At 37.8% G+C, this 13,358-nt stretch carries 7 protein-coding genes; 2 read left to right on the top strand and 5 right to left on the bottom strand.

Annotation, left to right across the window (positions count from 1 at the left end; translation table 11 throughout):
- Window positions 1-206: 206 nt before the first annotated feature.
- The 3 genes from gatB to ligA all read right to left on the bottom strand — a co-directional run bounded on the left by gatB (window position 207) and on the right by ligA (window position 4,877).
- A complete protein-coding gene (gene gatB / locus AA650_RS14360; RefSeq protein ID WP_053539530.1) occupies window positions 207-1,688 on the bottom strand; it encodes an Asp-tRNA(Asn)/Glu-tRNA(Gln) amidotransferase subunit GatB in 1,482 nt (493 codons plus the stop codon).
- A gap of 406 nt (window positions 1,689-2,094) precedes the next feature.
- Window positions 2,095-2,643, bottom strand: a complete 549-nt coding sequence (locus AA650_RS14365; protein ID WP_053539531.1) for a fasciclin domain-containing protein — start codon at window positions 2,641-2,643, stop codon at window positions 2,095-2,097.
- Window positions 2,644-2,831: 188 nt separating this feature from the next.
- Window positions 2,832-4,877 carry an NAD-dependent DNA ligase LigA gene (gene ligA, locus AA650_RS14370; RefSeq protein ID WP_053539532.1) on the bottom strand — a complete coding sequence of 682 codons (2,046 nt, stop codon included), beginning with the start codon at window positions 4,875-4,877 and terminating at the stop codon, window positions 2,832-2,834.
- A gap of 200 nt (window positions 4,878-5,077) precedes the next feature.
- Here ligA and AA650_RS14375 point away from each other — a divergent pair, with 200 nt between their 5' ends.
- Window positions 5,078-6,055, top strand: coding sequence for a glycerophosphodiester phosphodiesterase (locus AA650_RS14375; RefSeq protein ID WP_039205034.1), 978 nt, complete (start codon window positions 5,078-5,080; stop codon window positions 6,053-6,055).
- Window positions 6,056-7,310: 1,255 nt separating this feature from the next.
- Here AA650_RS14375 and AA650_RS14380 read toward each other — a convergent pair.
- Together AA650_RS14380 and AA650_RS14385 are read right to left on the bottom strand one after the other, a co-directional pair.
- On the bottom strand, window positions 7,311-9,656 hold the full coding sequence (locus tag AA650_RS14380; RefSeq protein WP_053539533.1) for a tetratricopeptide repeat protein: 2,346 nt from the start codon (window positions 9,654-9,656) through the stop codon (window positions 7,311-7,313).
- 237 nt (window positions 9,657-9,893) lie between these two features.
- The gene (locus tag AA650_RS14385; protein ID WP_053539534.1) at window positions 9,894-10,568 is read right to left on the bottom strand and encodes an alpha-ketoglutarate-dependent dioxygenase AlkB family protein; all 675 of its coding nucleotides are present in this window, start codon (window positions 10,566-10,568) and stop codon (window positions 9,894-9,896) included.
- 753 nt (window positions 10,569-11,321) lie between these two features.
- Between AA650_RS14385 and AA650_RS14390 the strand changes: the two genes are divergently transcribed.
- Window positions 11,322-13,346: an FAD-dependent oxidoreductase gene (locus AA650_RS14390; protein WP_053539535.1), complete on the top strand. Its 2,025-nt coding sequence runs from the start codon at window positions 11,322-11,324 to the stop codon at window positions 13,344-13,346.
- Window positions 13,347-13,358 lie beyond the last annotated feature (12 nt).

Raw genomic sequence — 13,358 nt, forward strand, 5'->3', positions numbered from 1 at the left:
TGTTTTTTTTCCTTTACGCTCTTTGGGCAATTTGTGGTTGAAGTATTTTAACGAACCACAGAGGCACAGAGAACACGGAGGGAAGAAGGAAGAGAAGATTTTTTTCAGTTATATAAAGAAAGAGAGCCAATAAAAACTAGCTCTCCCAATAATCAAGTTGCGTCTTATTATCACATTATACGATTGTCGGGGTGAGGGGTGTTACCCTACATTGGTGCATTGAGTTTCTCTTCTACCAATTGATTGGTGAGTTTGGGTTCTGCGCGTTTATCGGTTTTTTTCAGGACTTGTCCCACGAAAAAGCCTTTGAGGTTGGTGTTACCTTTGCGGTATTTTTCGACTTGTTGAGCATTAGCGGCGATGATTTCATCAATGATCGGTTCAAGAATGGTACGATCTGAAATCAGTTCTTGACCTGCAAAGGCTTCTTCTGGGGAAACACCATTGAGTAAATCTGTGAGTTTTTCCTTAGCTTGAGCGTTGCTGATTTTCCCATTTTCAATGCGGGTAATCACATCAGCTAGGTTAACAGCAGTCAGTTTAATTTCGGAAATGGTGAGTTTTTGTTTGTTTAAGTACCCAGCGATATCTTGAGTAATCCAGTTAGCCGCAGATTTGGGATTTGCACCTTTAGATATTGCACTTTCAAAATAGTCCGCAACTGGTTTATCCTCAGTTAAGACTCGCGCATCATAAGCCGAAAGTCCCAACTCATTTTCATAATAATGGCGTTTGCTTGCAGGTAGTTGGGGTAATTCACTTAACCAGGAGTCTAATTCTGTTTGGGTGACTTCAATGGGTGCTAAATCAGGTTCAGGAAAATAACGATAATCACTAGAACCTTCTTTCACTCGCATACTACTGGTACGTTGCGAACCTTCTTCCCAAAGCCGAGTTTCTTGAATAATCTTTTCTCCTGATTCAATGGCGGCGATTTGGCGTTCAATTTCATAATCAATCGCTTTTTGAATCGCACTGAAGGAGTTCATATTCTTAATTTCCACCTTAGTCCCAAATTTCTCTCGTCCCACCGGACGCACAGAAATATTCACATCACAACGCAGAGATCCTTCTTGCATATTCCCATCACTGACACCAAGATAGCGGACAATCCGCCGTAGTTCTTGGGCATATTCCGCCGCTTCTTGTCCTGTCCGTAAATCTGGTTCAGAAACAATTTCTACCAAGGGAATCCCCGCGCGGTTATAATCTACGAGAGAATAGGTAGAACCGGAAAGTCTTTCACTCCCAGCGTGGACGAGTTTCCCTGCATCCTCTTCCATGTGTAAACGGGTAATACCAATGCGTTTGCGACTGGGGTTTCCTGCATCATCTACCAATTCAATTTCTATCCAACCATGTTCGGCTATGGGTAAATCATATTGAGAAATTTGGTAATTTTTGGGTAAATCAGGATAAAAATATTGTTTGCGGTCAAATTTACTATACCGAGCGATTTGACAATTTAACGCCAAACCCGTTTTCACGGCGTATTCGAGAACTTTGGCGTTAAGTACGGGTAAAACCCCTGGTAAACCCATACATACAGGATCAATGTTAGTATTGGGGTCAGCACCAAAGGCTGTGGAACTGTTGGAGAAAATCTTGGTATTGGTACTGAGTTGACAATGGGTTTCTAAGCCAATAATCGCTTCATATTCAGTTTTTACGGGTGTGGCTGTGGTCATATCCAAATTTTACAGTTTTTCTGATTTGGTACTATTTTAACGGTTTTGTGTTGATATTAAGGGTATCAAATTCCCAAATTGAACCTTTAAAACTCAAACCTCAGTGCGCCTTTGCGTGAGACTAAAATTCATACCCTTAATCAGCAACGCCCAAATAATTAGCGATCGCATTGATTGATCACCTATATGTGCTATGATTCGATGCGATCGCTATAATATCAGGCAATAAAAGAAACAATTTATCAGGGTAATTATCCAAGCAGCATTTCGCCTGATCTGAAAAATTCGGCGTTGTTGAATCGAGGTATGAAATTTCCAAATTGAACCTTTAAAAATCTTACCTTTGCGTCTTTGCGCCTTTGCGTGAGACTAAAATCCATACCCTTAATCAGCAACGCCAAAAATTCTACAACTTCACATTAGGAGGAAGTAGCACTTTATTAATCACATGAATTACGCCATTACTAGCTTTAACGTCTGTTTTAGTAACTTTAGCGTTACCTACATACACTACGCCTTTTTTAGCTTTTATATTTACTGGTTGACCTTCAACTGTTTTGACATCACCAGGTTTGATATCTTTAGCGTAAACTGCACCCGAAACTACATGATAGGTCAGAATTTTGACTAAAGTTCCTTTGTTTTCTGGCTTCAAAAGTTTTTCTAAAGTTCCTTTTGGTAAGGCAGCAAAGGCTGCGTCTGTGGGTGCAAATACGGTAAATGGTCCTTGACCAGATAGGGTTTCTACTAAACCTGCGGCTTTGATAGCGGCTACTAAGGTTTTAAAGGAACTGTTACCACTGGCAACATCAATAATTGTTCCTACTTTGGTTTTACTAGTATGAGGTTTATTGCCCATAGGTGCAGGTTGGCTTTCTGCAAAAGCAGGAACACTGATGAAAAGGGTGGTTGCAGCTACAGTGATAGCAAGTGTTTTACTAAAAACGGAATTCATGATTTCTCGCTCCCACAAATTTTAGTTGAAATTCACTACCAAAATTGTAACAGAATTTAACAATTTATGTGCATATGTGTAGCAACGGTCAAGGTATTTATCATGAAACTCCGTCCACAACAGGTTTTTACTCCTGACTCCTGACTGGGCGCAGACCCTGCGCCCCTACACCCTGACTCCTGCTGTAACTATTCTGCCAGCATTGTTAATAACTGTGCCTCTGTCAATTGGCTAATTCCTAAATTCTGGGCTTTTTCTAGCTTAGAACCGGCATCTGCACCCACAACTAAAAAGTCTGTTTTTTTGCTAACCGAATCAGTGATTTTACCACCTGCTTTTTGAATTAAGGCTTTGGCTTCATCCCGTTTTAAGGTTGGTAATGTGCCGGTGACGACAAAGGTTTTCCCAGCAAAATTTTGATTAATTTTCTCTACTGCTTTGGTTTCTATGCTGTTGGCTAATTGTAAGCCAATGGTCTGAATCCGGGAGATTAAGGTTTGATTGGCTGGGGTGCGAAACCATTGATAGACTGACTGGGCGATTTCTGCACCGATACCATAAACGCCTGCAATATCCGATTGTCTGGCGGCTGTTAACTCGGCGACGGTGGTAAACTTCTCGGTGAGTAATTGGGCGTTGACGCTGCCAACGTGACGGATGCCTAAACCATATAATACTCTAGACCAGGGTTGGGTTTTTGATTGAGCGATCGCCTTCACCAATTTTTCTGCCGATTTTTGTCCCATGCGTTCTAACGCAGATAATTTATCTGTTGTCAATTCATATAAATCAGCAATGGAATGTATTAAACCCTTGTCTACGAGTTGATACACCAACTTTTCTCCCACACCTTTAATATCTAAAGCGTCACGACTGACCCAATGTTCAACCTCACCTTTAAGAATCGCCGCACAGGAAGCATTTACACATCTAGTAACAGCTTCGCCCGTTTCTCTCACCACCTGTTGACCACAGACGGGACAATGGGAAGGCATAATGAAAGGTTGAGTGTCAGCGGGACGTAGTTCTTTGATGACCCGGACGACTTCGGGAATGATTTCTCCGGCTTTGCGAACAATCACGGTGTCGCCAATACGGATATCTAATTGCTCAATGCGATCGCTATTATGTAAGGTAGCACGGGAAACAGTTGTTCCCGCTAATTGTACTGGCAACATTTCCGCTAAAGGAGTTAATGCCCCAGTTCTACCAACGTTAACGGTAATTTTTACTACACGGGTTGGGGCTTCTTCCGCCGGATATTTTAAGGCTATAGCCCAGCGGGGAAACTTCTGTGTAAACCCCAATTGTTCTTGGAGTCTAAACGTATTTAATTTAACGACAACACCATCTGTCATGTAGGGAGAATTCAGCCGTTCTGTATCCCAATATTGGTAATATTCAGCAACTTCAGCGATAGAATGGCAGAGTTTATGATTGGTATCCACTCGAAAACCCATTTTTTGCAACAATTCCAAAGCCTCCCATTGAGTATTGGCAATACTAGAATCATCCAAGCCTGTAATATGCAGAGTATAAGCAAAGAAATCTAACTGTCGCTGTGCTACAATCCGTGAATCTAATTGTCTGAGCGTACCCGCCACAGCATTGCGCGGATTAGCAAATAACTGTTCTCCAGCCTTTTGTCTCTTCTCATTAATTTCCTTAAATACCTGTAAAGGTAAGAATGCTTCTCCTCGGACTTCCACCTTAGCAATATTTTCTAACCCGTCAAAATTCAAACGGAGGGGAATTGAGCGAATAGTCCTGACATTTTGGGTAATATCCTCACCCATTACCCCATCTCCTCGCGTTGTCCCCCTGACTAAGAAGCCATTTTCGTAAGTCAAAGCCAAAGCTGCACCATCAATTTTTAACTCAGATACATATTCTACTTCTCCGGTATTATACTGAGTAGGTGAGTATCGCCGCCACCGCTGATCCCAACTTTGCAATTCTTCAATATTGAAAGCATTTTCCAGGCTATATAGGGGAATGTTGTGACGAACTGAAGTAAAATGGGTGGCAGGGCGATCGCCAACACGCTGAGTTGGACTATCAGGAGTAATTAATTCGGGATTTTGTGTTTCTAATTCTTGCAACTCTCGATACAGCCGATCATAAACCGTATCTTCCATAACTGGCGCATCTAAAACATAATAGGCATAACTAGCTTGTTGCAATAAGCGGCGTAACTCTTCTATACGTTTTACTTCCGGCTGATTTGACATCATCAGTTTCATAACAAAAAATAATAACGGTGGGAATTTAATTATAGGAATCCGGTTTGATTCTGTGAATTTACTTGTGTGGTCAGGGAACAGGGAACAAGGAACAGGGAACAGCAAACAGTCAACAGTCAACAGTCAACAGTCAACAGCGAACAGTCAACAGTCAACAGCAAACAGCGAACAGTCAACAGTCAACAGTCATCATGACTCAAACATTCATAAACAAACCCCCCATTATTATCGCTCATCGCGGTGCAAGTGGCTACCGTCCCGAACATACTTTAGCTAGTTATGAATTAGCAATTGATTTAGGTGCTGATTATATTGAACCCGATTTAGTTATTACTAAAGATGGTGTTTTAATTGCCCGTCATGAAAATGAAATCTCTGAAACTACAGATATTGCTAATCATCCCGAATTTGCTCATTTAAAAACCACGAAAATTATTGATAGTGAAATTAAAACAGGTTGGTTTACAGAAGACTTGACCATAGCAGAAATCAAAACCTTAACAGCTAAAGAACGTATTCCCCAATTACGCCCTCAAAATCTAGTTTATGAGGGAATATTTCCTATTCCCACTTTTACAGAAATCATTGATTTAGCCCAGCATAAAAGTCAAGCAATTGGCCGTAATATCGGCATTTATCCTGAAACGAAACATCCCAGTTATTTTCAATCAATTGGTTTACCATTAGAAGACACTTTATTATTAAGCTTACAAACAGTTAATTTACCCATATTTATTCAATCCTTTGAAGTTAGTAACCTCAAAGAATTGTCTCGAAAAACAGATTTACCATTAGTCCAACTCATTAATGATACTAGTCAACCTTACGATTTTGTGATTAATAATAATCCCCGAAATTATGCAGATTTATTAAATCAAAAAGGGTTGAAAGAAATTGCCGAATATGCCCAAGCAATAGGTGTAAATAAAAACTTATTAATTCCCAGAGATAATCATGGTCAATTACTATCACCAACATCTTTAATTATAGATGCTCATGCAGCTAATTTACAAGTTCACGCTTGGACTTTTAGAAATGAGGATTTTTTCTTACCCTTAGACTGTCAGGGAAATCCTGAACAGGAATATCAATCATTTTTTAAATTGGGTGTAGATGGTGTATTTAGTGATTATCCAGATAAAGCCTTAAAAGTCAAACTCTATGAATAATCTAATAATATAAGTAGGTTGGCGTTGAAAATTGTCGTTATGGCAAGGCAAAAGGCAAGAGGCAATAGGCAAGAGTGAAGAGGGTTTGGGCGATTTTACGTTTCTTTACACAGTTTGGTTTTATTGTGTTCACCTACTTAATCTAATAATATAAGTAGGTTGGCGTTGAAAATTGTCGTTATGGCAAGGCAAAAGGCAAGAGGCAATAGGCAAGAGTGAAGAGGGTTTGGGCGATTTTACGTTTCTTTACACAGTTTGGTTTTATTGTGTTCACCTACTTAATCTAATAATATAAGTAGGTTGGCGTTGAAAATTGTCGTTATGGCAAGGCAAAAGGCAAGAGGCAATAGGCAAGAGTGAAGAGGGTTTGGGCGATTTTACGTTTCTTTACACAGTTTGGTTTTATTGTGTTCACCTACTTACTCTTAGTTTTATCCTAGATGCTATTTATCAGATATATTATTCATAATGGCTGTATGATTAGCTTAAATTATAGAAAATCAATAATACTTTTGATATTTATAACTTTTAGCAATTTGCCTTTATATTTCCTTAATAATTAGTTGAGAATCTTTTCTATTTATCAACGAGGTTGCTATACTTTCAGCGATTTGCTATAATTTCAGAGAATTTCATAATTGGGTTACTATTGTCAATTTTAGATTTTTCAGAAGATGTTAGTCTCAAACCCTTGATTGACAGTAGGTTCAGAAATCATTTTCCCAGGCTAATACAAAACTTTACAAAATTAATAGCTATTCCTTAAGAGACTTCCAAGAAATAAATTATCCCAAGAAACGAACCACAGAGGCACAGAGTACACAGAGAGAGAATTTTTGCATCAGTTTTGGGACATTTTTTTATTTGGAAGTCTCTAAACAATTTTAGCCATGAATTTGCTCAGAAATAATCTAATTTGAGCGATCGCAAAAATTTCCTATTGACAAATTGACGAAAAAGTGATATTCAACAGCTATTCCTTCAACAATTGTAGCCATGAATTTGCTCAGAAATAATCTAATTTGAGCGATCGCAAAAATTTCCTATTGACAAATTGACGAAAAAGTGATATTAAACAGCTATTCCTTCAACAATTGTAGCCATGAATTTGCTCAGAAATGATCTAATTTGAGCGATCGCAAAAATTTCCTATTGACAAATTGACAAAAAAGTGATATTCAACCTGGCAATGTTATTAATGATAAGAAAATAGGCTAAAAACCCTTGAGGGCAAGTTTTGGAGGGTTTCCTCACATCAACTCTTAATTAATGTTTGGAAACCTGGATCATTTTTAATCTCATCAAAGTCAATATCATTTACAGCATCTTCTCGATAACTGGGATTAAATTCAATAGCTTTTTGCAGATTTTCTAAAGCTAATTCAATTTTTCTTTGTAGTGCATAACAGGCAGCTTTGTTGTAATAAGCACTAGAATAATCAGGTTTGATTTCTAGTGCTTTATCAAAACTGATAATTGCTTGATCATCTTCTCCCAACATTACCAATGTGTAACCCCGTTTATCCCAAATTTTGGGAGAGTTGGGTTGAAATTCTAAAGCTTTATCAAAAGAAGCAACTGCATCTTCACAACGTTCTAATTCTAGCAAAGATAAACCACGATTTACCCAAGCAACCCCATCATCAGGTTTGATTTTAGTAGCTTTATCAAAACAGTTAAATGCCTCTTGATGTTTTCCTAAATTTCCACAAGCCACACCAATATCACACCAAGCTTGATGATATTCAGGATTAATTTTGATAGCTTGATTATAGGAGGCTATAGCATCTTTGTAGCGTTTTAATCTATTGAGAATTATCCCCCGTTTTAACCAATTTTCTGGATTTTCTGGTTGAATTTTAATGAGTTGTTCATAAATAGCTAAAGCATCTTCATGGCGTTTTTCTAAAAATAGCACTTCTGCCTGTTTGATATAATCATCAATAGAAATTTCTGGTTGTAATGATTCTGATTTTTGTTCTATTGCTGGTAATATTGTAGGTGTAATTTCTGCTAATTCTTTGAGAATTATCTCTTTACGTTGTTGAGCATCAATTTCTAAGTTTTGCAGATTTTCTAGAACAGTAACTTGCTGTTTTTGCACATCATTTTGTAAATCTGAAAACTGAGATGTAAATTCTCCTCCAGATTTTTCCAGATTCTCAATTAGTTGCTGTTGTCGTTGAATAGCTGTATGTTGTAATTCTCTTAGTTGGTGAGAAAATTCAATTTCTAAGTTTTGCAGATTTTCTAGAACAGTAACTTGCTGTTTTTGCACATCATTTTGTAAATCTGAAAACTGAGATGTAAATTCTCCTCCAGATTTTTCTAGATTCTCAATTATTTGCTGTTGTCGTTGAATAGCTGTATTTTGTAATTCTCTTAGTTGGTGAGAAAATTCAATTTCTAAGTTTTGCAGATTTTCTAGAACAGTAACTTGCTGTTTTTGCACATCATTTTGTAAATCTGAAAACTGAGATGTAAATTCTCCTCCAGATTTTTCTAGATTCTCAATTATTTGCTGTTGTCGTTGAATAGCTGTATTTTGTAATTCTCTTAGTTGGTGAGAAAATTCGCTTTGTAATACAGCTAAATCTTCAAGCAATTGATATTTTTGAACTTGGATATCAGTTTTTAATTCAGTAATGTCTGATTTAAATATATTATTAAGGGTTTCGATATTACCTAGAACTATATCTTTTTGAGTTTTAACATCTAATTCAAATTGAGATAATTCATTATTAAATTCTGATTGTAGTTTTGCTAAGTTCTCAACAATATGGAATTTCTCTTGTTGAGTTTCTGACTCTAACCCTTGAAATTGAGATATTAAACCAGCGCGAGATTTTTCAATATCACTAATAGCAATATCTTTTTGATTTTCCACTTCTGATTTGAGTTGGGTAAATTGAGAAAATAACTCAAATTCTAACTTTTTGATATTGTCAATTGTAATTTTTTGCTGTTGAGCAGATAAAGTTAGTTGTTCTAGTTGAGTATTTAATCTAAACTCTAAATTACTGATATTCTCTTGAGCAGATTTAACTTCAATTTCCAAAGCTGTTAAAAACTCTTGTTTTGACTTGGGTAAATCAGATAAAAGAATAGATAAATTTTCTTCTTCACCTTGAATTTTTTGTTTAAGAGCATTAACTTCCTGTGCTAATTCTTGAGTAGTGTTTTTAGATTTTTGAATCAGTTGTTTTGCTTCTGCTTGAACTGTAGTTAATTGAGTTTGCAAATTTTCAATTCCTTGAATCTGCTGCATTGCTCTTTCTCCAATTTCCCGAATTACGGCTCGACGAAAAAACCATAATATGGCAATTAAAGCCACAGGAAATAAACTTAAAATAGTCAACCAGATATTGAGTAAGGTATTCGTGCGAGTAAAAGCTCGTTCAAAATCAGATTGCACTTGTTTTTGAGTGCGGGTTTCTTGTCGCAGTCGTGCTAATTCTTCCCGTTCCTGATTTGATAGTACCTGAGCCGTAGCAGATGGTACAAGATACCCACTGATAAAAGCCGTTGATAGCAGCAAGGGTGACAAGAAAATGGCGCTTTTTAAAGCTAGATTTGAGTATAAGGGGTTTTTGTTCTTCATCACTATTTTCCCTATCCGGTGGTTAGTATTGACAGCGGTGTGCTTATATGCCATCTATGATAGATGATTGTTGTAGGGTGACTGGATTTCTATGGGGTTTTTTGATATTAACAGATTTGGGTGGAGGATGGAATTATGGATAAATACCATTTAGCCATCAACCATTTTAATTTCATTGTAAAGATAGTGCATTAGCTAGAGTATAACGCACTCTAAAACTATTGATAAACTACATCATTAGACAGGAACAATTACTCTGAAAGTCAAGTTTATTCTAGGTTCAACTTTCTTCGATGTCTTAGGAATTTGATGCTGCCAAAAATGCTGCGTTTCACCAGCCATTAACAAAAAACTACCATGTGTTAACTCAACTTCTGCTTTCAAATCTTTGTTGTTCTTATGCCTAAACATAAACCTTCTCGTACCACCAAAATTAACAGAAGCAATCACAGGATTTTTACCTAGCTCTTTTTCCGCATCTGTATGCCAAGACATTCCATCATTTCCATCACGATAAAGATTGAGCAAAACGCTATTGAATTGAGATTCTACAATTCTCTCAATTTGCTCTTTTATTAGTAGCAAAGTTGGTGTCCAAGGTTCAGGATCGAAATGAATACCTGAAAATTTATATGAATTACCTTTATTTCCATACCAAGCTGTCTTTCTTGGTACATCTACTACCTTACCATAGATATTCATTCTATCTTGTCGCCATTTAATATCACTATGCAGAACTTGAAAAAAGTCATCGCTCTCTTGCTTTGTGAAGAAATTAGGGTAAAAAGTAACTTCCCCATCTGGTAAAGATAGTATTTGTTTCCTTGTGTTATTAGTCGCTGTATGACCAATAGCATCAAACCCAGAAAATAAGTCTCCTTGAACAAAATTTGTAGTTTGTTTACTGCTCATACAAGTTTATTTTTCAAAGTTATGGTAGAGTTTGGAATATTCATGAAATGTTACTAAAGGCACTTATACGACTTATTCAACTGATCATGAACAAGTCTAAGTGTTGGAAAAATGAGTGCTAATAAATATGCTGCCGATAAGTAGGTGGGCGTTAAAAATTGTCGTTGGGGCAAGGGAACAGGGAACTCTTAACTGGGAACAGAGTTTTGAGTGATTTTACTTTTCTTCACATACCTTTAAATTTTTCTGTTCACCTACTTAGGTGTAATTAAAAGATTAGACATCTCCAGAAAAGAATGTAGAGCCGAGAATCCCTACCCATGGAACCTCTCTATACTAAACACGGGTGAGATTTAAACTTTTGCCAAATGACAAAGAACCCAGATGTGTAGTAGGGGTCAACCAAAAGCTGATATGTGTCAACTTAAGCTCAAATCCCTACCACATCTCGTTCCTAGTCTCTGACTAGGAATGCAGTTGATGAGGCTCTGCCTCTAATATCATTGAAGGCAGAGCCTTCTAGAATTCATTCCCAGTCAGAGACTGGGAATGAGACGACTTGAGGTTTTTCGTAATTTTGTAAAAGTCCATGTCTGAACCGTGTTTAGTATACAAGGGTTCTAGGGTACGCATATTTAATTTCTGGAGATACCCATTGATTATACTGTAACTTACAAGGAACAAGTTGCAAAGAACCTTTCCCCGGCGCTACCGTCTACAATTTGACGTAGTAGTGTATAGAGTGCAAAAACCATGAGACGTAGATACAAAAAAGGCTTGCAATCATTCATCAGCTTTAGCCTATTTACCACCTTAATCACGCTATATCCCGTGACCGCTACCCCTCTACGTACCCCGGATAAGACCGTCAACTGTGAGCTTCTCATTGTGGGTGGTGGACTCTCTGGAGTTGCTACAGCTTACGAAGGGTTACTCGCAGGACGCACAGTTTGTTTAACAGAAATAACTGACTGGTTGGGGGGACAAATCTCCTCCCAAGGGACATCTGCATTAGACGAAAGACCAACTCAACGAGCTAAACAATTCTATTCTCGCGGTTATTCCGAATTAAGAAACCGCATTGAACGGAAATATGGCAAACTTAACCCTGGTGATTGTTGGGTAAGTGACTCCTGTTTTCTGCCTCGTGATGCTCACAAGATCATGACACAAATGCTCAAAGATGCGGAAAGAAAAGGTAGAGGAAAATTACAATGGTTTCCCAATACAGTAATTAAAGATTTAGGAATTAGCAAAGATGGCAAAATCATCAATAATTCCATAGCAATTCAACATCAACCAGCAAAAAATCAACTCCCTTTAAATACTTATCCTTTATCTCAAACTATTGAAGATGCTTATAGTTATCAAAACTCATCACAATTGAGTAAAACTATTATTCGTTTTCTGCCTAAAACATCTCAAAATAATCCTGGAAAATGGTACGTTGTAGATACAAGTGAAACTGGAGAAATTATTGCTTTAGCAGATGTCCCTTATCGTCTAGGAATTGATGCCCGTTCCTATCTTGAACCTTCATCTTCTAGCACGATAAATTATCCTTATTGTCCTCAAGGTTTCACTTATACCTTTGCAATGGAGGCTACAAAAGATCACCAGACCCAAATAATGCCGCCATTCTATTTACAATATTCACCATATTTTAGTTATGAATTAAAACGATTAGCAAACTTTGATTTAGTATTTACCTATCGCCGAATTTGGAGTCCGCAAAAAGGCCAAGTAACTACATTCAATGGTGTGAAATTTACTTCATCAACACCGGGGGATATTTCTATGCAAAACTGGACTTGGGGAAATGATTACCGTCCAGGAACAGCGGCGGATAATCTTATTTATTCTCGGCAACAATTAGAAAATTCTGGACAGTTAAAATCTGGAGGTTGGCAAGGTGGACTACGCACAGAAACTTTGCGTAAAGCTGAAGAAAAAGCATTTTCCTATTTTTATTGGTTGTATGGGGGAACTACAGATTCTCAGTTGGGTAATGGTGTGAAAAAACCGCAAACAAATATCCGTTTCTTAACAGGTTTAGATTCGCCTATGGGGACGGTTCATGGTTTATCTAAATACCCTTATATGCGGGAAGGAAGACGGATTATTGGTCGTCCAAGTTGGGGACAACCGGAAGGTTTTGGTATTTGGGAAGTTGATATTTCTCGGCGTAATTATAATGATGAATATTATCGGAAAACTTTGCCAGCAAATATGTATGGCAATCTAAAAGCAACTGTGGCTGGTTTGGAGGCGACATCTGTAATTAGTGGGGAAATTCCTCCAGAAAAAGTTATTCGCCGGAGTCGTTCGACAATTTACCCTGATGCTGTGGGTATTGGTCATTATGCCATAGATTTTCATCCTTGTATGGCAAAAAGTCCGGTGGAAGCACCTGGTAATCAGGAACGTGCTGGAGAAAGGCGGGGTGCAGGACTTGCTTATCCTTTTCAAATTGCTTTGCGGGCAATGATTCCCCAAAAAATTGATAATTTATTGGTAGGGGGAAAAAGTATTGCTACTAGTCATATTGCGGCGGCGGCTTATCGGGTTCATTCTTTTGAATGGTCTTCTGGTGCGGCTGCGGGAACTGTGGCGAGTTTTGCACTAAAAGAAGGAATCGCACCATATCAATTGGTTGATGATTTACCTCAACAAGAACCACAATTACAAATTTTAAGAAAGTTGTTGGAGGCGAATGGGAATCCTACGGCTTTTCCTGATACTTCTATTTTTAATGAAAGTTGGGATGATTGGCGGTAGTAAATTGGGCGC

This window comes from Anabaena sp. WA102, assembly GCF_001277295.1.
GTDB classification, from domain to species: domain Bacteria; phylum Cyanobacteriota; class Cyanobacteriia; order Cyanobacteriales; family Nostocaceae; genus Dolichospermum; species Dolichospermum heterosporum.

Bases quoted from the DNA above. Each gene is read 5' to 3' on its own strand.
- gatB (WP_053539530.1), bottom strand. From the start codon at position 1,688: ATGACCACAGCCACACCCGTAAAAACTGAATATGAAGCGATTATTGGC.
- AA650_RS14365 (WP_053539531.1), bottom strand. From the start codon at position 2,643: ATGAATTCCGTTTTTAGTAAAACACTTGCTATCACTGTAGCTGCAACC.
- ligA (WP_053539532.1), bottom strand. From the start codon at position 4,877: ATGATGTCAAATCAGCCGGAAGTAAAACGTATAGAAGAGTTACGCCGC.
- AA650_RS14375 (WP_039205034.1), top strand. From the start codon at position 5,078: ATGACTCAAACATTCATAAACAAACCCCCCATTATTATCGCTCATCGC.
- AA650_RS14380 (WP_053539533.1), bottom strand. From the start codon at position 9,656: ATGAAGAACAAAAACCCCTTATACTCAAATCTAGCTTTAAAAAGCGCC.
- AA650_RS14385 (WP_053539534.1), bottom strand. From the start codon at position 10,568: ATGAGCAGTAAACAAACTACAAATTTTGTTCAAGGAGACTTATTTTCT.
- AA650_RS14390 (WP_053539535.1), top strand. From the start codon at position 11,322: ATGAGACGTAGATACAAAAAAGGCTTGCAATCATTCATCAGCTTTAGC.